Origin of the sequence: Synechocystis sp. PCC 6714 (genome assembly GCF_000478825.2) — a bacterium.
Taxonomy (GTDB): Bacteria; Cyanobacteriota; Cyanobacteriia; order Cyanobacteriales; family Microcystaceae; genus Synechocystis.
In genome coordinates this window covers 3166763-3188094 of sequence record NZ_CP007542.1, presented here as the reverse complement: position 1 = coordinate 3188094, position 21332 = coordinate 3166763, and the positions used below count along the sequence as shown (strand labels likewise).

General features: G+C 46.8%; 15 protein-coding genes and 2 pseudogenes. 8 read left to right on the top strand and 9 right to left on the bottom strand.

The features are described from left to right. Nucleotides 1-91: 91 nt before the first annotated feature. Entirely contained in the window at nt 92-1087 is a 996-nt protein-coding gene (locus tag D082_RS14485; protein WP_028948434.1) for a cytochrome c oxidase subunit II, read from the bottom strand. 244 nt (nt 1088-1331) lie between these two features. Between D082_RS14485 and D082_RS14480 the strand changes: the two genes are divergently transcribed. From D082_RS14480 to nuoK, 5 genes are all read left to right on the top strand, one after another. Next, the gene (locus tag D082_RS14480; protein WP_144428749.1) at nt 1332-1769 is read left to right on the top strand and encodes a hypothetical protein; all 438 of its coding nucleotides are present in this window, start codon (nt 1332-1334) and stop codon (nt 1767-1769) included. Between the two features lie 701 nt (nt 1770-2470). Then, nucleotides 2471-3589, top strand: a complete 1119-nt coding sequence (gene nuoH, locus D082_RS14475; RefSeq protein ID WP_028948436.1) for an NADH-quinone oxidoreductase subunit NuoH — start codon at nt 2471-2473, stop codon at nt 3587-3589. 119 nt (nt 3590-3708) lie between these two features. Beyond that, on the top strand, nt 3709-4290 hold the full coding sequence (ndhI, locus tag D082_RS14470) for an NAD(P)H-quinone oxidoreductase subunit I (RefSeq protein ID WP_028948437.1): 582 nt from the start codon (nt 3709-3711) through the stop codon (nt 4288-4290). Between the two features lie 92 nt (nt 4291-4382). Continuing rightward, nucleotides 4383-4979 carry an NADH-quinone oxidoreductase subunit J gene (locus D082_RS14465; RefSeq protein ID WP_028948438.1) on the top strand — a complete coding sequence of 199 codons (597 nt, stop codon included), beginning with the start codon at nt 4383-4385 and terminating at the stop codon, nt 4977-4979. A 153-nt stretch (nt 4980-5132) separates the two neighbouring features. Continuing rightward, nucleotides 5133-5438, top strand: coding sequence for an NADH-quinone oxidoreductase subunit NuoK (gene nuoK, locus D082_RS14460; protein ID WP_197525966.1), 306 nt, complete (start codon nt 5133-5135; stop codon nt 5436-5438). A 99-nt stretch (nt 5439-5537) separates the two neighbouring features. Here nuoK and valS read toward each other — a convergent pair whose 3' ends face one another. Further along, nucleotides 5538-8270 (bottom strand): valine--tRNA ligase, encoded by a 2733-nt coding sequence (gene valS, locus D082_RS14455; RefSeq protein ID WP_028948439.1) that lies wholly within the window; start codon nt 8268-8270, stop codon nt 5538-5540. A gap of 215 nt (nt 8271-8485) precedes the next feature. Here valS and D082_RS14450 point away from each other — a divergent pair, with 215 nt between their 5' ends. Next, a complete protein-coding gene (locus tag D082_RS14450; RefSeq protein WP_038531055.1) occupies nt 8486-9748 on the top strand; it encodes an FIST C-terminal domain-containing protein in 1263 nt (420 codons plus the stop codon). Here D082_RS14450 and D082_RS19470 read toward each other — a convergent pair. The 7 genes and pseudogenes from D082_RS19470 to D082_RS14420 all read right to left on the bottom strand — a co-directional run. Then, a pseudogene (locus D082_RS19470) lies at nt 9741-9905 on the bottom strand (YggS family pyridoxal phosphate enzyme); the annotation flags it as partial. The gene D082_RS14450 and the pseudogene D082_RS19470 sit on opposite strands and share 8 nt — an antisense overlap. Before the next feature lie 11 nt (nt 9906-9916). Beyond that, nucleotides 9917-10099 (bottom strand): annotated as a pseudogene (locus tag D082_RS19465) (YggS family pyridoxal phosphate enzyme); the annotation flags it as partial. An 84-nt stretch (nt 10100-10183) separates the two neighbouring features. Then, nucleotides 10184-11575, bottom strand: a complete 1392-nt coding sequence (locus D082_RS17865; protein WP_038531051.1) for an ABC transporter ATP-binding protein — start codon at nt 11573-11575, stop codon at nt 10184-10186. A gap of 12 nt (nt 11576-11587) precedes the next feature. Beyond that, entirely contained in the window at nt 11588-12802 is a 1215-nt protein-coding gene (locus D082_RS14435; protein ID WP_028948442.1) for an ABC transporter permease, read from the bottom strand. Nucleotides 12803-12963: 161 nt separating this feature from the next. Further along, nucleotides 12964-14964: an ATP-binding protein gene (locus tag D082_RS14430; protein WP_028948443.1), complete on the bottom strand. Its 2001-nt coding sequence runs from the start codon at nt 14962-14964 to the stop codon at nt 12964-12966. A 130-nt stretch (nt 14965-15094) separates the two neighbouring features. Further along, complete coding sequence (locus tag D082_RS14425) at nt 15095-16750, bottom strand: hypothetical protein (RefSeq protein ID WP_028948444.1); 1656 nt, start codon at nt 16748-16750, stop codon at nt 15095-15097. Between the two features lie 202 nt (nt 16751-16952). After that, on the bottom strand, nt 16953-17606 hold the full coding sequence (locus D082_RS14420) for a YggS family pyridoxal phosphate-dependent enzyme (protein WP_028948445.1): 654 nt from the start codon (nt 17604-17606) through the stop codon (nt 16953-16955). A 131-nt stretch (nt 17607-17737) separates the two neighbouring features. Between D082_RS14420 and D082_RS14415 the strand changes: the two genes are divergently transcribed. Next, nucleotides 17738-18877 (top strand): site-2 protease family protein, encoded by a 1140-nt coding sequence (locus D082_RS14415; RefSeq protein ID WP_081857671.1) that lies wholly within the window; start codon nt 17738-17740, stop codon nt 18875-18877. Nucleotides 18878-19087: 210 nt separating this feature from the next. After that, a complete protein-coding gene (locus tag D082_RS14410) occupies nt 19088-21280 on the top strand; it encodes a transketolase (protein ID WP_028948447.1) in 2193 nt (730 codons plus the stop codon). The last annotated feature ends 52 nt before the right edge of the window (nt 21281-21332 follow it).

The window sequence follows — 21332 nt, the reverse complement described above, 5'->3', positions numbered from 1 at the left end:
TTTTAAAGCAAAATCCACTAAATTAATCAAGATTAATCAAAAAAGATATCCATTGGCGATCGCCGTAAAAAGGAGCATTAACCTATGGATGTCAGAGCAGATCCCCCGTAGCAGCATGATCTTTTAACTGCGCCAGAACCGTAGCTTCCACTCCCATTTCCTCCGCGTAGGGAGCCAGATATTCCCCCTCGGTCATGGAGCTGGTTGCTTTGGGCAAAGCTAAGGCCACTGATTCTGTGGGAGCCGGAGCATTGGCCGCCACCCAACTGTCATACTCTTCAGGGGTATGGGCATAAAACACCGATTTCATACCGCCGTGGTAAGCACCGCACAACTCAGCACAAATAACCGGATACTGCCCGGGGGTACTGGCATTAAAGACCAAAGTACTGCCCCGCCCTGGAATCACATCCTGCTTTAGTCGCAACTGGGGAATCCAAAAAGCATGGATCACATCCCCTGCTTCCATATTCAACTGCACCGGCCGATCAATGGGGGCGTGCAATTCCCCGGAAATAATACCCGTTTCGGGATAGGTAAAAATCCAAGCGTACTGAATTCCCTTCACATCCACCATCAAGGGTTTGACTCCCTGTTCTTGGCTATCTAGACCAATGCCTAGGGCCACATCATCTTGCCCTGCCATGGCCACCATGTTGCCCATACCGCCCATATGTCCCATGTGATTATGGGCCATTTGTTGACCGGCATTATCCCTGGAAATAGTTGGGTCTAAACCGCCTAGGTTGTTGTAAACCTCAAAGCTGTACACTGCCAAAGTAAAAACAATCACCGTGGGGATAGCAGTCCAGAGGATTTCTAGAGGCACATTCCCCTCCACCGGTGGGCCATCGGTTCGATCGCCTTTGCGACGGCGAAAACGGATCAGACAGTAAACCAACACCCCTTCCACCAGCAGGAATAGGCCGGTGGCAATGGTCATCATGTAATTGAAAATGCCATCCACTTCCTTGGCATCGGTGGAGGCAGCGACAGGCATCAGCCCATGGTTTTGCCCATACCAGAGGCTAATAATTGTGATCAGGACACCGACGAGAAGGGTGACGATACTACCAGGAATTTTCACAGCGAACCTCTATCTCTTCGGACAACGAGAAAAATTGCAATTCCCCTACAGGGTAAGGCAATTCTCCAAACTGGTGGCAAGCCCCAAGCAAATTCTTCAGAGTTCTTTAACAATCTTCCCGTCCCAGTTGTCAAATCTAGAGCTATGGTAGATTTATTCTATAAAAAATACCTTAGTTCCATAAATGCAAAGAATAACTGCCCTAACTTGCTTTGCTGCGTTCAGTTCCCTTTTCTGGGGAGTTGTGACGAAACCAGTCAATGCCCAGGCTTCCTGTCAGGATACGGTGGACGCTGTGGCCAAAGAGATGAGGAAAAAGGGAACAAGTGTAGCGTTACAAATTCGTGGAGAAGAAATGAATCCTCTTGAAAATCAAAGAAGAAAGAATTCTATCTTTATGATTATAAATTCAAGTAGCAAACGGGAACGAGAAAATATCATCAACTCCACTGTTTTATTAAAAAATCATGCTAACCGTATTTTAAAATCTTGTAGTGGTACGGGATATGTTAGCTTCTTCATGGGAGGTGAATATTCTCCATATGAAATATTTGGAATGACAGATGGTGGAACACTAGGATATCAAAAATGTTCTGATAATTACAGTTCTATAATTAATAGGATGACAAATATTTACAGTGGACCAAATGGTGATTGTGCCTTTGTTATCCCGGATTTTTAGAACTTCTCGTCCTTGTAAATTTAAGACCTTTTGCGTGATGATAAATTATAAATTCACCGATGGGCAAAAAACATCATAGATCTATCCTTAAACTACTAAACTGAGCAATGTATTAATTAATATCCAGCAGATGGTCAATTTCGATGTGCAGATGATTTGGTTTTGGCAGGCTTAAAGTTGCTTCGACAACGTCAACAAAGATTTAGTAAACTAAGTAAACAGATTGAAGTAAGATTAGCTTGAATTGCAGCAGATCAAGTAATTAATGGAGAAGTGTTTCTTGATAGTTTACTGGAACGACTCAACCGACATTAATTTAACCCGGCGATCCATGGTTACAGCAACTCTATGGTTTTTATAATCAAGCAATATTAGATCTTGAGGAAGTATATGCGGCGATCGCCAAGACTAGCAGAAAAGCTACGTACCCAAAAGAATGGTTTTTGAAATCTCTCTCCATTCCGATAGGTAGGCAATACAAAATTTACATTAGACCCAGGTAATTTCAGCTTCAATTTAAATTGCTTTGGGGAAATAACTCTCCCTTTGAGCTAAATACAAAAGAACGCTTCAAGATTTTTAATCGTAATCATCAAAATCATTGGGACTATACTAAGCAGGTAAATTTCATTACAATAATCGGCAAGCTTGCTGAGCCCCAAGCTCGGTTAATCATTTCAACCCTCCCAGCGGACGGCACCATGACTTCAGGCATTGATCTTCAGAATAGTTTTCTCCAATCGCTGCAAGGTTTCGGCCTCCCCCCAGGACTGGCTAAGCTGTTTTGGATTCCCCTACCCTCGATTTTGATGATTATTGGGGCCACGGTGGGGGTGTTGGTGGTGGTATGGCTGGAAAGAAAGATTTCCGCCGCTGCCCAACAAAGGATTGGCCCGGAATATGCTGGCCCGTTGGGGGTATTACAGCCGGTGGCTGACGGCATTAAGCTGGTCTTCAAAGAAGATGTGGTGCCGGCCAAGGCTGATCCCTGGTTGTTCACCCTCGGCCCGGTGCTAGTGGTGTTGCCGGTGTTCTTGTCCTATTTGATCGTTCCCTTTGGGCAGAACTTGGTCATCACCGACATTAACGTTGGTATTTTCCTTTGGATTGCCCTTTCTAGCATTGCTCCCATCGGCCTGTTGATGTCCGGCTACGCTTCCAATAACAAGTATTCTTTATTGGGGGGACTCCGGGCGGCCGCCCAGTCCATTAGCTACGAAATTCCCCTTTCCCTAGCGGTGTTGGCGATCGTGATGATGTCCAACAGCCTCAGCACCATCGACATTGTTGACCAACAATCTGGATACGGCATTCTAGGCTGGAACATTTGGCGTCAACCGGTGGGCTTTCTGATTTTTTGGATTGCGGCTCTGGCGGAATGTGAGCGTCTACCCTTCGACTTACCGGAAGCTGAAGAAGAATTGGTGGCTGGCTATCAAACGGAATATGCTGGCATGAAATTTGCCCTGTTCTACCTTGGTTCCTATGTCAACCTTGTTCTTTCTGCCCTGGTGTTCTCTGTGCTTTACCTGGGAGGCTGGGACTTTCCCGTTCCCTTGGAAAATGTGGCCGATTGGCTGGGAGTTGCCCCCACGACTTCTTGGTTACAGGTATTGATGGCCGCCTTGGGCATCACCATGACCGTGCTGAAATCATATTTCCTTATCTTCATTGCCATTCTGCTCCGTTGGACAGTGCCCAGGGTGCGTATTGACCAGTTGTTAAACCTGGGTTGGAAATTTTTACTGCCTGTTGCCCTGGCCAACCTTTTGATTACGGCCGGGTTGAAATTGACTTTTCCCATGGCCTTTGGCGGTTAAGTCCTTTGAAACAATTCAAAGTTTGCTGGGATTTTACTACAACTTTTTCTAACCCCGACCTCTAACTTTTCTGACTTAACAATTTACTGAGCCTTTAATCATTTCCTTATCTCAAAGCTATGTTTAACAACATTCTCAAACAGGTGGGCGATTACGCCAAAGAGAGCTTCCAAGCGGCTAAGTATATTGGTCAGGGGTTAGCAGTTACCTTTGACCATATGAGTCGTCGGCCTATTACGGTGCAATATCCCTACGAAAAGCTCATTCCTTCAGAACGATTTCGGGGCAGAATTCACTTTGAGTTTGATAAGTGTATTGCCTGTGAAGTTTGCGTGCGAGTTTGCCCCATCAACCTACCCGTAGTGGACTGGGAATTTAATAAGGCAGTCAAGAAAAAGGAGCTCAAACATTACAGCATTGATTTTGGCGTTTGCATTTTCTGCGGTAACTGTGTGGAGTATTGCCCCACCAACTGCCTGTCCATGACGGAAGAGTACGAGTTGGCTGCTTACGATCGCCATGATTTGAACTATGACAACGTGGCTTTGGGAAGACTACCCTATAAAGTTACCGAAGACCCCATGGTTACTCCCCTGCGGGAACTGGGCTACTTGCCTAAAGGGGTGTTGGAACCCCACGATTTACCCAAAGGCGGTCAACGGGCAGGCCAGCATCCGGAAGACCTGGTAAAGACAGAATAAATTTGTCGATTTTCCCCCTGCTTTAATCTTTGCAATAAACTCTTCCTGCTCAATTTTTCCCAATAACTATCTGTACCTAGGAGATTAACACTGTGAATTTAGCTGAAGGTGTTCAGTACATATCCTTCCTAATCCTGGCTTTTTTGGTCATTGGTGGGGCCCTAGGGGTCGTACTCCTCTCCAACATCGTCTATTCTGCTTTTCTCCTCGGGGGAGTATTTCTTAGTATTTCCGGCATTTATATTCTGCTCAATGCTGACTTTGTGGCGGCGGCCCAGGTGCTGGTCTATGTGGGAGCTGTAAGCGTACTTATACTTTTTGCCATCATGCTGGTTAATAAACGGGAAGATTTTTCTAAAATTCCTGGCCGTTGGCTTAGGAATCTTTCCACTGCTCTGGTTTGTGGGGGTATCTTTGCCTTATTAAGCACCATGGTGTTGATTACCCCCTGGCAGATAAATGAGGAGGGGCCTTTTGTGGAAAATACCTTGGTCTCCATTGGTAAACACTTTTTCAGTGATTATCTGTTGCCCTTTGAACTGGCTTCTGTTCTGCTGTTGATGGCGATGGTAGGGGCGATTATTTTAGCCCGTCGGGATTTGATTCCCGAACTGTCCCAGGATGACAAAACCGCCACTGCTTTGACTTTGCCGGAGCGTCCCAGGGAGTTAACCTCTGCGCCTAAATAGGATTGGCCAGTTTGGTTTAGTAAGATTTATTTCAAACTGGTCTATTGGGCTGGCTCGGTTAAAATTACTTGTTTTTGAACCAATATCCAGTCTGAGACCATTTGCCATCAGCTTTAATTAATATAGTTAAATTTCCCTTACCCAACTATGCATTTGCAACTCCAATATTGCTTGATCCTGGCGGCGGCCCTATTTTGTATTGGCATCTATGGTTTGATCACTAGCCGTAATGCGGTGCGGGTTTTGATGTCCATTGAACTACTACTCAACGCAGTTAATCTCAACTTAATGGGTTTTTCCAACTATCTTGATCCCAGCAACATTCGGGGCCAGGTGTTTGCGATTTTTGTCATCACCATTGCCGCCGCTGAAGCCGCTGTGGGTCTGGCCATCGTGCTGGCCATTTACCGGAATCGGGAAACAACGGATATGGAACAATTTAATCTCTTAAAGTGGTAGAAAATATCAGTATTAAATAACGACAAATCAACTAACGGTGGTGCTCTATTTTGATCCAATTTGATCCAAAAATTGGTTTGAAACGGCACCACTAACTTTTTAGCCCAACATTTTCAGTCGTTCCTGGAGCATTTGCCGTTGGATAGCAGCGGCATTGAGGGATTCCCTAGCTCCGGTAATCACTTCCTCCGGGGCTTTATTGACAAAACCGGGATTGGCTAGGCGTTTTTCGATGCTCTCATATTCCTTACTGACTTTGTCCAGAGTTTTTTGAATTTTATTACGCAGAATATCCAAGTCCACCAGCCCCGATAGGGGAATCAATACCTGGACTGTGTCCACCACTCCGGCGATCGCCTGGGTTTGTTCTGGGGATAGTTGGGGGATAACTTGGAGATTTTCCACTTTGCCGATGTCGCGAATATAGGTTTCCCCCAGTTGTAGGGTCTGCCGTTCCTGGCCATTCTCACTTTGGAGGATAACAGTGACCATGGCCCCTGGTTTAATGCCCGCTTCTGCCCGGAGATTACGGATGGTGCGTAGGGTGTTAATTAACAGGTCAAACTGGGTTTCCAAACCTGGATCTATCAAAGACTGGTTAACCAACGGGTAGGCTTGCAACGCCAGAAATTCCCCTTCTGCTTGGTGCAGAGTTTGCCACAGTTCCTCAGTGATGTGGGGCATGAAGGGGTGGAGCAACTTAATAATGCTGTCCAACGTGTGGGCCAAAACCTGTCGGGCTACCAATTGTCTCCTGGTCCCCGTTTCCCCCCCTTCTTTATTCCAAAGCCGGGGTTTAGCTAGCTCAATGTACCAATCACAAAAGTCACCCCAAATAAATTCGTAGAGCCCCTTGGCCGCTTCCCCTAAACCGTAATTTTCTATTTGCCCACGGGTTTGCTGAATAACTTGATTTAAACGAGAGAGAACCCACTGGTCTGCCAATTCCAGATCTTCCATAGGGGCTAGACCCAATTGCTCCGGTGTTTGACCATACAGGTTCATCATCACAAACCGGGCCGCATTCCAGAGTTTGTTAGCAAAGTTACGGGACGCTTCCACCGACTCCGACTCGTCTTTTTGGCGATCGTATTGCAGGCTAATGTCCTGCCCCGCCCCGGCCACTTCCCGGATGAGGGTATAGCGCAGAGCATCGGTGCCGTACTTATTAATCAGTAATAAAGGGTCAATGCCATTATTGGCGGATTTAGACATTTTTTTGCCATTCTCATCCCTCACCAACCCATGGATATACACGTCCTTGAAGGGCATTTTGCCGGTAAAGTGACCCCCCATCATGGTCATCCTGGCCACCCAGAAAAAGATAATGTCAAATCCTGTTACTAGGGTGCTAGTGGGGTAATACTTTGCCAAATCCTCCGTTGGCTCAGGCCAGCCCATGGTGGAGAAGGGCCATAAACCAGAGGAAAACCAGGTGTCTAACACATCAGGATCCTGTTGTAATTGCGCTGCCAAGCCATATTCAGCCTCGGCTTGGGCTTGGGCTTCCCCCTCGTCGTAGGCCACAATGAAAGGGGTATTGTCGGTAATTTCCCCATTGGTTTCACTAACTACGTACCAAGCAGGGATTTGATGGCCCCACCATAGTTGCCGGGAAATACACCAGTCCTTCAATTTGACTAACCAGTCTCGATAAACCTTACCCCATCGTTCCGGGACAAAATTAGGGGAATCCTCCTCATCCAAACAGGCTAGGGCATTTTGGGCCAGGCTTTCGATTTTGACGAACCATTGGGTGGACAACAAGGGTTCTACTGGTACCTTGCCCCGATCGCCGTAGGGGACGGAATGACGGTAGGGTTCAATTTTAACCAGAAAACCCTGGGCTTCCAGGGCTTGCACCACATTTTTGCGGGCTTCAAACCGGTCTTGGCCAGCAAAATCCCCGCCGTTCTCGTTGAGGGAACCGTCCTTATTGAGCAGATTAATAAAAGGTAAGTTGTGCCGTTTCCCCATGACAAAATCGTTGGGATCGTGGGCGGGGGTCACTTTCACACAACCGGTACCAAATTCTGGGTCCACCAAATCATCGGCCACAATGGGAATTTCCCTATTCATCAAGGGTAGGGTGATGGTTTTGCCTACCATGGCAGCATAGCGTTGATCATTGGGGTTAACCGCTACCGCTGTGTCCCCTAGCATGGTTTCCGGTCGAGTAGTGGCCACCACCACTTCTCCACTGCCATCGGTGAGGGGATAACGGAAATACCACAGATGACCGTCCACTTCCTGATTTTCCACCTCCAAATCCGACACCGCTGACTGGGAAGCGGGACACCAATTAACCAAGTAATTGCCCCGATAAATTAACCCCTCTTGGTAAAGCTGAATGAAAGCTGTTTTCACCGCCCGGCATAACTGTTCATCCATGGTGAACCGCTCCCTAGTCCAGTCCACGGAGACCCCCAGGCGGCGCAATTGATTAACAATAGTACTACCGGATTCCGCTTTCCACTGCCAGGCCCGCTCTAAGAACTTCTCCCGCCCCAGATCATCGCGAGTTTTTCCTTCTGCCTTTAACTGACGCTCCAAAATAGTTTGCACGGCAATGCTGGCGTGGTCCGTGCCCGGCAACCATAACGTATTATCTCCCCGCATGCGGTGATAACGAACCAAAGTATCGATTAACGAACTCTCAAAGGCGTGGCCCATGTGTAGACTGCCCGTCACATTGGGGGGAGGAATGACCACGCAATAGGGTTCCCCGAGGGCCTGGGGATTGGCTTTAAACACATGACCTTCTTCCCAAGCGGTTTGCCATTTAGCTTCGGTAACGGTGGGATCGTATTGGGGGGACAGGGAGGTGGTCATGGGGCGGAGTTTACTGTTAGGCCTTTATCATTCTGCCATAGGTTAGGAAAGGGAATTGGCAGACTGATTTTGGGGCAATGGGGATTTTCCCCCAATGATTTTCTGCAATTTAATCTGAGAAGTTAGGATAGTAGTTTAGGGCAGTCTTAGATGTTGGGCTATGTTTTCGGCAACCCTTGACATACCATTGAGTACCTAATTACTTTATTTTTGCCATGACACATTCTTTGCGGTGGGTTAATGCCCTTTCTACCCGGCCATCCCTGGAGGGGGCATTGGATGAGGCGATCGCCAAAGTACAGGGTCAAGGGCGGGGTGATTGGGATTTGGCGATCATTTTTCTGTCCTCTAGCTTTGCCAGCGATGCGGCCCGGTTAATGCCTCTGGTGCAGGAAAAGTTGTCAGTGCGTAACTTAATTGGTTGCTTGGGGGGTGGCATTATTGGCATGGAGCAACCCGGCAAGGTGCAGGAAATCGAGGGGGAAGTGGCATTGAGCTTAACTTTGGCCCAATTGCCGGAGGTGACCATAACCCCTTTCTACGTCCATGGGGAAACATTACCGGACTTGGATGCACCGCCCCAGAGTTGGGTAGATTTAATCGGAGTCGACCCAGCCACCGGGGCAGACTTTATTATTTTGGCGGATCCAATGGCAACGAGCATAACGGATTTCTTGGCAGGAATGGATTTTGCCTATTCCCAAGCAACAAAAGTGGGGGGCTTAGCCAGTGCGGAAAATATGGCCATGGGGGGCAGTCTGTTCCTGCATTCTCCCGATTACCCCAGCGGTCGGTACGGGGACGGTTTTATTGGGGTAGCTCTGGCGGGCAATGTTCGCCTTGGTAGCGTTGTGGCTCAGGGGTGTCGGCCCATCGGTGAACCTTTTATGGTCAACCAGGGGGAACGGAATATCATCACAGAAATTCAAGGACAGGACACGGAGAATGGAACGGTACTGTTGGAAAGTCCCCTAGCCCGCCTACAAAAATTGCTCCCCACCTTGAGTGCTAAAGATCAGGAATTGGCCCAAAGCTCTCTATTTGTGGGGGTAGCTAACGATGAGTTTAAGTTAACTCTCCAGCCAGGGGATTTTTTAATCCGCAATTTATTGGGGGTGGATCCCCGCCAAGGGGCGATCGCCATTGGAGACCGGGTGAGAAAGGGCCAGAGGCTACAATTCCATTTACGGGATCGGGAAACCTCCGCCGATGATCTACGAATTTTGTTGCGCCATTACACTGATAGCGAACCGGGCCAGCCCCCTACCACGGCGATCGGAGCATTGATGTTTTCCTGTTTAGGCAGAGGCTATGGCCTCTATGGCACTCCTAATTTTGATAGCCAAGTGTTTGGGCAATATTTTCCGGGGATAGCTTTGGGAGGTTTCTTCTGCAATGGCGAAATTGGCCAGGTGGGCGCCCAAACCTTTTTGCATGGTTACACTTCAGCTTTTGCCATTGTCCATAGGGCTAGTTAATTGAACGGCGATCGCCAAAGGAAATTGTACCAAGGCGGATCATAGTGGCTCCAGCGGCAATGGCTTGGGGATAATCCCCGGAAATGCCCATAGATAGCTTTGTTGATTGTGGAGTTGAATGGTGACTGATTGCCTGCGCTAAGTTTTTAAGTTGGGTGAGAGTTTGTTATGGATATAAGCAAAATTTTCCACCACTTTGCAGATCTTGTTACTCTGTAAACGGTCAATAAAATGCCAGCTAATATCGGTGCAGTTTGTCAGAGCTGTAATTTTTGGCAAAGCTTCCTAAATGTGGCTTTCCGCAAAATCCCGGAGCCCCGCCCCATAGGCCGCTTTAATGTTGGCGATCGCATCCTAATCCAGGGTTTAGCCTAATTCTCATATCTCCTTTTTAAACATTTTTAGACATCTCCTTAACGTCAAATTTTATTTTAGTTAGTGGGGGGGCATGGAGATATAAACTGGTGGCTGGCCTGGATAGTGGCTATGGCGCAAAATCTCAGCATCATCGGCATTATGGGGCTTGAGATAGAAATAATAGGGATCGCTGCGATTGATCAGGTCATCTTCAGGTTGAGACCGCTGACTGACCAATAAATCAGTATCTATGCGGACATGCATATACCCCGGAATTAATTCTGTGGGTTGGGGCACATTGGGAGTAAAAAGAGTTTCAAAGGTAGTTTGGGTTGTGAGTTTGATCAGGCTGTTTTTGGAGTCTTTTGGGACATTAGTGGGAATTTCTTCCCAGGTAAAGCCTTTTTGGACAAAGGCTCGCATGGGTAAGATTTGGATATAGAGGGGATGAGCTTGATCTAAGTTTTGCATCACCATCGTGAGGCGATAGGATTTGCCATCCGGTTCATAGGCAACGTTTTGAATATCAATGTATAAATAGCCATGGGTAGCCTGGTAGAGCTGAGCAAAAGCTTGTTTCTTGATGGCCATGATTCGCTGTTGATACCAGGCCACTGCCGTATCCAGGCCCCAGGCCACCGGTACAATCGGTAGGAACCACAGGAGTTTTCGTCGATTAATGCCTAGATTTGTCCCTAGGGATATGGGAACTGCGGTTGGTAATACTTCAGGCAACTCTGGCGGTGGGATATGGACTTTCTGATCCGCCTTGATTTCTTGTTTGACGGTTGTTAATTCTCCCCCTTGTAGCGTCAATACTTGGTTGGCATACTGGGTCAGGCTGAGATTATGGGTGACTATAACCAAGCTAGTAGCTTGAGAACGACAGATATGGATCAGTAAGGCAATGATTCCCAGTTCTGTTTTTTCGTCCAGGTCGCCGGTCGGTTCATCAGCCATTAGCAAAGGTGGGCCATTAATTAGGGCTCTGGCAATGGCAACTCGCCGTTGTTCTCCCCCCGATAATTGGTCTGGATACGCTTGTGAACGATCCACCAGGCCAACCTGTTCTAGTAACAATGCGGCTCGGTCGTAGGCCATGGTTGAATTGATCTTTGTTCCGAGTAATGCTGGCAAAGCAACATTATCAATTGCCCGTAGAGTGGGTAAAAGACTGGCAAACTGAAACACAAACCCAAAGCTGCGGTTACGCATTTCCGCCCGTTGGTGAGCGGATAGTTCCCAGAGATTTGTGTTATGGATCTCAACCAGCCCCCGAGTCGGCCGACTTAAGCCACTGAGCATGGCCAACAGCGACGACTTCCCTGACCCCGAGCGACCAATGATGGCGGTAAATTGCCCCGGCAACAAGCTTAAACTCACATCTTTAACGGCATCAACGGTTCCCCAGGGCGTGGCGTAGGTTTTACTCAGGTTTTGGGCGTTTAAGATCGGGGTGGGAGCATTCATGCCGCCATATTATCAAATCAATTCATAGGGATCATGGCGACTCATTTTCCAGGCCGGCACCAAAGCACCCAGTCCCCCGAGCAAGGCAGCTCCGAGAATGCAACTCAGTCCTAACGCTGCCATGGCCCAGGCTCCGGGCCAGAAAAACGAGACCCCGAGGCTGTTTAAGTCATAAATCAAAGTCCGTTGCGAGAGCCGGATTAACCCCACGCCTAGGCCTGTCCCAATCATCCCACCCCCGCCAGTCATCAGAGTTGCCTCCAGTAAGACTAGGCCGATCAATGGCCCTGGTTTGGTTCCGATGGCGGCTAAGAGTCCTAGTTCCCGTTGCCGTTCGCTGACAATGGCACTAAAAATCACACTAATCATTAATGCTAAACCCACCAACATTCCCAGCATCAAGAGCAAAATCCCGCCCAATAAAGCCGTCAACCCTTGCCGAACAGTGGTTAAAATGGCTGCACCGACAATCACCTTGACCTGGGGAGCCTGGGCCAGAATTGCAAACTGGACTTGTTGGGATGTGGCTCTGGGCTTGAGTTTGACTAATAATCCTGAATACTGGCCTGGTGTAATTTCTAGAGAATGATTTCCGTTTTGACTCGTTTCTGAGAGATGCTGCAAGGTCTCAAAATCAACAAACAGGCCTCGTTCATGGGTTCCCACTCCTGTGCGTTCCAATCGTCCGTAAACAGTTAATTGTTGTCCGTAGAGGTATAGCTCTTGATTGAGAGTTTCAGAATGGCCGCCGCCGACAATCACATCCCCGGCCTGGAATGGACGAGCTAACTGTTCCATTAACCAGGGTTGCACCGTAAAGTCATGTCCTGGGTCAAAGGCAATTAAATCCACTGGATGATTCATGTTACCCGGCCATTGATATCCAGATTGGTCGGTCCGCACAATCAATTGAGGGGCTACCTGTTCCACGCCGGGTATCGCTGCAATTTCAGAAGCCAGACTGGAGTCGAGGGTCACATCATTCGGTGCAACAGTCAGGAGAGCAGAGGTGATATTCACCAACGTCCCCTCGGGAACCACGAGCAAATCTGCACCCAAGCGGGAAAATCCCACGGTCATACTGCTTTGTACGCCCCATAACAGGGTTGTGATAGCAAAAATAGCACCCGTTGCAACCGCCACTGCCCCCATTAACAAAAGGGTTCTAGTTTTTCGCCGCCCCAGATTTTGCACAGCCAATCGCAAAAATATCCAATCTCTACTCATGTCACGCCAGTTCCTCATCCAGAATTCAAATTAATAAACTTGTGAAGAGTCAACATTTTTTTTCCACAGAACTAGAAATGATTATTTTGCCCTGAGTAATCCTCTTACGATACCGTCCGCTGCACCAGGGTTGTTATACTTGCTTCACCTATCTACTTAGCTCAGATACCTAGTTTATGGAAAAATACCTTATTACGCATATTTGCATCCTTTAATAACTTCTCCCAACTCATAACTTCTATATATAGATTTATATTTGTACGCCACCCAAACCAACCCATTCCATCTGGCATGGTTTTAAAGTCTTGATCATCTTTTAACCATTTTTCAACTTTTGGCGTGAGACTACACACTACATAACCGTAAAAAGGTGTATTGATAGCGATATTGATTTTCTGTCCCTTTGGTGTTTTAAATTTTCCGTCTCGTATATTATTAATATAACGGACTATCTGCTTAATAGGATCTTCTTTTGAAGATGGATTAACAAAATCATCTCTGTCAGGCTTTTTAAACTCAAATACTGTTACGGGATTACTGCTCTCGTTATCTCCTCGAAATGCAAATCGCCTATCGTAAGCAATTAAATCAGGGCGCTCAGTTTTTCCACTATTCAACGGCAAATCAGATGAAACATAACTAGAGAAGTTTAGTCTTTCATCAATAATCCATAGATTATGTTCATCATATTCTGTAGACTCACTATCTTCTTTTTTGGGAAAGATGATATCGTGAAGAGCACCTTCTGAAGAATACTCTCCTTGATTATTGATTTCCAAACTTTTCCTAAAGAGATCCAATACTTTTCGTCGAAAAGTAATATAGTGAATCAGGTCGTTTTTGCTAGATTCTGATATCTTCTCAACGACTTTTGATATAGTTTCTTTAAAGTTATCGACATCTTCTTCTTGCAATAAAGAATTTACTTCATGTCTTATTAAAATCTCACGTTGAAACTTTTCTCTTTGCAGTCGCACTTCAATTTCTTCATTACTTGGATTAAATGGAAACGAAGAAAGGTCAATACTACTCACTAACTTTTTATGCCAAGGTGCTTCCTCTTCTACATAAGAAATAATTCTTTCTTTCTTTTTTTCTTGTCTTACTGATATTTCATCAATGACTGATTTCTTAGTTAGCGCAGCAGCATTAGATTCGATATCTACTTGGGATATCCCATATAGTATGTCATTTTCTTTCTGAAATTCAAATCCTCCACGCTCAAGTGAAACATTGTTATCAAGATAATTACTAAAAACATATGCCTTGATAATATAATTTCTTTCTTGATCATTAGTCCCATTTTTTCTTTTATCGTAAAATTCATCGCTAAACTCAGGAATGTAGCTAGAAATTGAAGTTTCAGTAACTTCTCGTTTGTCAGCAACTAGACTAATTTTACTAACCTTATTTCTAGGTGAATAAATTTTGAATATACGAATCTGAAAATCATAAACATTCTGCCCTTGACCTAGAGAAAAATTATTTTCATCAACCTCCAACTCTTGGATAACAGCAGAAGCATTATTAATATAGTCATTCAGGATAATTGAACTTGATCCGTTTTCTTCTTCCAATATGATTTTAGGACAAGAATAATCTTTTGTTATGAAGTAAGGTAAAAGTTTTTCAACAAGACTTCTAGCAATTGTCATTGATTTTTTGTCAAGAGAATTTCTTTTTACTTCCTCTAAGTGTACTGAAGTACGGGAATCAGTCTCATGTGACTCACTCACATTTTCATTAATAATAATGTCATTCTTTTTTCCCATCGAAAAAACTCTTCTTTTGTATAGACCTGAATCGTTGTAAATACTATCTATACGCAGATATTGAAAGTACTTTAAGCAAGTGAATCTTCCAAAGCCTTTTCCACCCTGTCGGATTTTATAGTCACTATACAAAGTATCGAATGACTCTCTATTATTATCCGTAAAACCGATGCCATTATCTATTACAAAAATGCTTTCAATACTTGACAAAGAACCATCAATTTCAATTTGCGGAGAACGCCTTAAAATAACTCTTATCATGCCTTCGTCAACGTTCCCCTTTTCTTCTATTGCTTGAATTGCATTAACAATCACTTCAACAATCGGAGTGTAAACCGTGGTGCTGGATCTAATATTTTCGACAGCTCTCTTTATGTTTACATTGCTCATGTGATTTATCAGGCTTAATTTTTCATCATTATTTACACTTTACAGCTAATGTATAGCACCTTAGTCACCTTGTTGGCTCCAAGCAGATTAGTCTCCGAGGGAAGCTACCATAACTGTAATTGTGAGAGGCCTACAACATACAAGAGCGAGACCAACGCAACTCATCCACAGAACGGGGCACCAGGCTGAGATCATGATGACCACCAGGGCTGGGCATAAACCCCACTAACTCATCGGTGCGGGTATCAATGAAATAGACCATGCTGCGATAGCGTTGAAAGCCCCCCGTAATCCCGACTACGTAGCGACCATCCGGGGTAATCGTAATACTTTCCACATCGGCGGCAATATTTTGAATTTCTTTGCGGATTTTACAGGTTTCCGTATCAATGACCATGACACCGGACTTGGCCGGAGCGGGATAGAGAATCACCAGATAGAGCTTTTTAGCATCGGGAGTAAACACCATATGGAACGGTTCGGGATAGCGGCCGTACCAGAGGGGATCCCGGATTTCGGCAAACTTTTTCCACTTCTTCGGATCGGGATCGCTACTGTCAAAAACTCCTAAGGCATTTTCCCGGCCATTGTTCATAAAACAAAAATACTTGCCATCGGGGGAAAAGCCAGATTCATGGCCTGGAGACCCCACTTGTTCCATTTTGATTTCCCAGGTGTCTTTATCGATTTTGGTGACCGGGTAATGATCCGGGGTTTGGGAATTAAAGGAGCAGAAGGTGACGGGTTCCATATTTTTCTCGGCATCCAGCACCACCAGGCCCCCGCATAAGCGAATTAAGGTGGCGGCCCAGCGTCCGGAAGGATGCCAAATTGTCCCATCTGCCCCGCACAGCCCTAAGACATCTTGGCCTGGGATTTGTCCTTCTTCCACCAGTAACTCACCGGATGGAACCATTTCCCAGTCGATTTTCAGCCCCTTAGTGCCTTGGTAATCAAACAGGCCAGTGCTGGCATCGGGATAAATTCGTCGTACTTTGAGTGTTCCCCCTTGTCGCCAGGCCTGGGAAAGCTCCGGCACGTTCGGCACCCAATCATATTTCAGGGCCACCTTCACTTGGGAATTCCCCCGATCAAACCAGGCCGCAATATCTTTTTGTCCATCCGTAATCCAGTAGGATTGGGCATCATCCGGCTTAATAGTGGTGTGGACTCCCAGGCCCAGGCCTGTACTGGCGGCCACATTATCCTCCAGCACCATCATATTGCCGTCGTACTTGACCTTATACATATTGAAGCCCTCGGCTGGCTCCGTCATCGGCGTGGGAATGCCAAAAATCAACGCATCTTTACCCCCTTGGCAACTGTTGATAAATTCAAAACCTTCATAGGGATTGCTGGAGGGAAAGGCCTGGATGTGGTGGGAAATCGGGCAATAATCACCATAGTTCCAGTACCAAATTGAAGCCATCACTGTGCCTGTTTTTAAGTCCAGAGCATGGGTGCCGCCGCCCATTTTTTGGGGACATAGCAAAACATAATCCCCAATCACATCGCCGTTGGGTAAACGAAACAGATAGTCATCAATATTGGAGACTTTGCGGTGGATCGGTTGATTGGGGCTATATCCCGGTTCCAGAACAACCCCTTGGGCGGGTAAAGTTGACGTTGTGTCTGCGGCGATGGCTGGCCGAGCTAAACCCACTCCTAAAATACCGGTGGCGGCAATTTGAATCACGGAACGACGATTGAGGGATGGGGCAACAGGATTATCTGAGCACGGGGGAACGTCTGCCGTAGTTTCAGTTTGCTTTGCTTGGTCGTCCATGACTGGCTTAATTCCCTATGGGTTTAATTTGGCAATGTAGAAAGACCGACTTGATACCTAGGGTAACGTAGGAAAATCGTCATGGGATAGAGGCTTTATAAATTGCAATAAATGTCCAGGCTAGTGCCGATTAAGTAATGGTCTAAAACTCTTCCCAGGACTTTATTTAGAATATAAAAACACCATACTGCTGATTGATTTTCTAACGATCGCCAAAGAGAATTGTACCGAGGCGGATCATGGTGGCTCCAGCGGCAACGGCTTGGGGATAATCCCCGGACATGCCCATGGATAATTCTGTTAATGATAGGTTTGATGTTTGATTAATTTCTTTTGCTAAGTTTTTTAACTCGGTGAAAGTTTGTTGGCGATCGCCAGGGGAAAGACCGAGGGGCAAAATAGTCATTAAGCCACAAATTTTTAGATTTTGTAATAGCTCCAGTTGGGGCAAATCAAGTTTTAATTCTTCCTTAGTCCAGCCGGATTTATTCTCATCGGGCAGTAACTTGACTTGTAATAATCCCTGGGGAAATTTGTTCAACTCCCCAGCTATGCGATCCAACTTGACGGCGATCTCTAAATTATCAATGGAATGGATATAGGCAAAATTTTCCGCTACCTTACGGGCTTTGTTACTCTGTAAACGGCCAATAAAATGCCAGTTAATATCGGTGCAGTTTGTCAGAGCTGTAATTTTTGGCAATGCCTCTTGGATACGACTTTCGGCAAAATCCCGGATGCCTGCCCCATAGGCCGCTTCGATGTCTGTGATCGCCTTGGTTTTGGTCACCGCCACTAACCTTACACTGGGGGAAAGAGTAGCGATAATTTCTGAGTAAACGCTGGGGGAAAACATGGGCAAGCTAACAGAGAAAGGAGCCAGACTGCCTTTGATCCTAAAGTGAATTGGGGAAACGGTGCTTAACCGAACTAACTCCGACGGTTATCCCAATCGGTGCTTTCTTAACATCTCGTTACAATTAATTCATGTTAAGCCTCAGTGTAGGGGGGCAGTTTATGAACAACAATATCCGCGTCGGCAGTCTCTTTGGCATTCCTTTTTACGTCAATCCATCCTGGTTTTTAATCTTGGGATTGGTGACCCTGAGCTATGGCCAGGACTTAGCCCGCTTTCCCCAACTTTCCGGCGGCACACCCTGGATTTTAGGGTTAATTACAGCCTTACTCCTCTTTGCTTCCGTTGTTGCCCACGAGTTGGGCCATAGTTTAGTGGCGATCGCCCAGGGCATTGAAGTCAAATCCATCACCCTCTTTCTCTTTGGTGGTCTAGCCAGTTTAGAAAAGGAATCCAATACCCCCTGGCAAGCTTTTGCGGTGGCGATCGCCGGGCCAGCGGTGAGTTTACTCTTGTTTTTGGCTTTAACCATAGTTGGTACCCAGATTCCCTTGCCGGTGCCGGGGCAGGCCATTATTGGCTTGTTGGGCATGATTAACCTTGCCTTAGCATTGTTTAACCTCATTCCCGGTTTGCCGTTGGACGGGGGCAATGTGCTCAAATCTATCGTTTGGCAAATCACAGGCAATCAAAATAAAGGTATTCTCGTTGCCAGTCGGGTCGGTCAAGGTTTCGGTTGGTTGGCGATCGCCATTGGTAGCTTAGGCATTTTGAATATTCTGCCCATTGGTAGCTTCTGGACCATTTTGATTGGTTGGTTCCTGTTGCAAAATGCTGGTTCCTCCGCCCGCAATGCCCAGGTCAAAGATCAAATGGAAGCCTTTACTGCGGAAGATGCGGTCATTCCCAACAGCCCCATCATCCCTGCTGGGTTGAACATTCGAGAATTTGCTAATGATTATGTGATTGGTAAAACCCCCTGGCGACGCTTCTTAATCATCGGTGCCGACAATCAACTGCTGGGGGTACTAGCTACGGAAGATATTAAACATGTACCCACTTCCGACTGGCCCCACGTCACAGTGGAGAGCCTGATGCAATATCCCCAACAAATGGTCACGGTTAACGCTAACCAATCTTTGTTTGAAGTGGCCCAGTTGTTAGACCAACAAAAACTGTCGGAATTGTTGGTGGTGCAACCCTCCGGGGAAGTGGTGGGATTATTGGAAAAAGCTTCCATTATTAAATGTCTGCAAACTTCGGCAGCGTAGAATTCACTGAAATCTAATTCCCCCAGTAATTACAGTAGTTAAGCAGTGAGGGGGATTTACAAACAGAATTTCAAAATCAAGGATTGGGATTGGGCATTCATAGTCTTTTCTCAATTCTTTTTAGTTGTTGAATAGGGGATTATCTGGTGTTACCCAACGGGGTAAAATTAGACCCAACCGCTACTCTTCTCTGGAATAGGATCTTTCCCCATGACCGTTGCCGCCCACCCTGCTTTTTGCCAAGGAATTCGCTTTTTCGGTGAAAACCTGCCGGATTTTGATCGTTACGGCCAGGAAACGGCGATCGCCAGTGGAGAAAAAGCCATCGGTTCTGCCAGTGATCCCCAGGCGGTGTATCAAACATTATTGGCGGCGGATGCCCTCAGATATTTAACTCTACAAACCACCGCTAGTAAGGAATCGGGCCACCCCGGCGGTTTTGCCAGTATTGCAGAGGCGATCGCCTCCCTAGTTATGTTGGGCTACAAAAATACAGTGACGGAAGTGGGCCACCATGCCCCCGGTTTTTACAGCACCATGTTTTTGGATCGTTCCCTGGAAGCTATGGGGATTAATAATGTCCAAGACCTTGGCGATCGATTCCGGGAAATGCACGGCCTATTGGGTCACCTCTCAGGACAAATTCCCGGTTTACTAGCTCCGGCGGGGCCCTTGGGCCAGGGGCAACATTTCGCCATGGCTGGGGCAAAACTTCATCCCGGCGTATTATTCCCAGTCACTATTGGAGATGGGGGTTTGGGGGAACCCTACATCATGAGCAGTTTTGGTCATTTTCACACTGCCTATCCCCAGGTCACCAATTTCCTACCCATTCTGGTGTGGAACGGTTTTAGCCAAGAGCACCACAGCATGGTTTCCACCCAGAGCAATGAAGCCATGGTTAACTACTGGCAGGGTAACGGTTTTAAAAATGTCATTCTGATCAACGCCAAGGATTTTGACGACAGCAATCAAGACGGGGATTTTGTTGACAGCACCAAATTTTCCTTTAAGCAACGCCTAGCCTTTACCCAAGCGGTGTTAGAAGCCACCGATAAAGCGGCCAAAGCGGCCTTGGGAGGCACGTTAACTGTCCTAATTGTTAAACAACTAAAAGGGGCCGGGGTCCACAAATCCGGAGCTAAATCCCACAACCTTTACCCCGGCGACAGTTTAGACAAGGACTATATCGTTTCTGCTCTACAGGAACGGGCTTTATCTCCAGAAGCTTGGCAATTGGTAAGGACTAATTTTGAGCGTTCCCATGGTGGCCCAGCGGCTGAAACCGTAGTGACGGAATCGGTGCTCCCCCTAGCGGATTTAGGCACTCTGCCCCTGAAGGAATTTTCCCTCGATGACAAACAAGTAGCCACCACTGCTATGGGAGAATTAGTGGTCCACGTGGGTAAGCAAGATACCAATTTTGTGGTTACCAACGCCGACGGGAACGCCGCTTCCGGCATCAATAACATCAACGTCGGGCTAAAAATTGTCCATCCCACGGTGGATGAAGATTATTTTCAACAACCTAACGGCCAAGTTTACGAACCCCTGAGTGAAGATGCCTGCGCCGGTCTGGCCGCCGCCCAAGCCCTATTTGGGGGCCGCACCCTTTGGTGTTCCTACGAATCCTTTGCCATTAACGGTTTGCCCATTTGGCAGACGGTGACCCAAGCCATGGCAGAATTACGCCGGCCCACCCCTTCCACCATTACCCTGTTTACGGCGGGAGCGTTGGAGCAAGGACGCAACGGTTGGACCCACCAACGGCCAGAAATTGAGAATTATTTTGCCGCCATGATGCGGAATGGCAATATTTTTCCCCTCTTCCCCTGTGACGCTAATGGTATTCAGGTTTGCTATGACTGGGCATTGACCACTAGCAATAAGGGCATTCCCATCACCGCCAGTAAGTCTCCTTTGCCCATCCGCACCACATTTGCACAAAACCGTGAAGGGTTAGAAAAGGGTGGCATTGTAATGCACAGTAGTACCGGATCCAAAACCATTGTTTTTGCTGTGATTGGCGATATGACTTTAATTCCCGTATTAGAGGCGGCCAGTCAATTGGAAAGTGAAGGCTACGGTGTCAAAGTAATTTCGGTGATCAACCCCCGGCGGCTATATCGTCCCACCGATGTGCAATGGCAGGATTGTTCCGAAGCGGACGGTGGCTTTTTGAGTGATGCAGAATTTGCCGCAATGTTTGGTGGTGATGCGTTGATTGGGGTGACCGGCGGCAGTGGGGCTATGTTGGAACCGGTTCTGCTCCGCAGTGCTTGCCCCAGGGATTTATTTGCCTGGAAACGGGGGGAAACCACCGCCAGTGCTGGACAACTGATGGGCTATAACGGTCTGACCGCCCAGGCCTTTGGCGATCGGGCTAAAGCGTTACTGGGTTAGGGATGGCAAAACATTGCCACAATATACCCAAGTTGTTTATTGGTCTCCTCCG

What these genes read in the sequence shown, in the direction of transcription:
- nuoH (WP_028948436.1), top strand. Translation starts at nt 2,471, where the DNA reads ATGACTTCAGGCATTGATCTTCAGAATAGTTTTCTCCAATCGCTGCAA.
- ndhI (WP_028948437.1), top strand. Translation starts at nt 3,709, where the DNA reads ATGTTTAACAACATTCTCAAACAGGTGGGCGATTACGCCAAAGAGAGC.
- valS (WP_028948439.1), bottom strand. Translation starts at nt 8,270, where the DNA reads ATGACCACCTCCCTGTCCCCCCAATACGATCCCACCGTTACCGAAGCT.
- D082_RS14450 (WP_038531055.1), top strand. Translation starts at nt 8,486, where the DNA reads ATGACACATTCTTTGCGGTGGGTTAATGCCCTTTCTACCCGGCCATCC.
- D082_RS17865 (WP_038531051.1), bottom strand. Translation starts at nt 11,575, where the DNA reads ATGAATGCTCCCACCCCGATCTTAAACGCCCAAAACCTGAGTAAAACC.
- D082_RS14435 (WP_028948442.1), bottom strand. Translation starts at nt 12,802, where the DNA reads ATGAGTAGAGATTGGATATTTTTGCGATTGGCTGTGCAAAATCTGGGG.
- D082_RS14430 (WP_028948443.1), bottom strand. Translation starts at nt 14,964, where the DNA reads ATGAGCAATGTAAACATAAAGAGAGCTGTCGAAAATATTAGATCCAGC.
- D082_RS14425 (WP_028948444.1), bottom strand. Translation starts at nt 16,750, where the DNA reads ATGGACGACCAAGCAAAGCAAACTGAAACTACGGCAGACGTTCCCCCG.
- D082_RS14420 (WP_028948445.1), bottom strand. Translation starts at nt 17,606, where the DNA reads ATGTTTTCCCCCAGCGTTTACTCAGAAATTATCGCTACTCTTTCCCCC.
- D082_RS14415 (WP_081857671.1), top strand. Translation starts at nt 17,738, where the DNA reads ATGTTAAGCCTCAGTGTAGGGGGGCAGTTTATGAACAACAATATCCGC.
- D082_RS14410 (WP_028948447.1), top strand. Translation starts at nt 19,088, where the DNA reads ATGACCGTTGCCGCCCACCCTGCTTTTTGCCAAGGAATTCGCTTTTTC.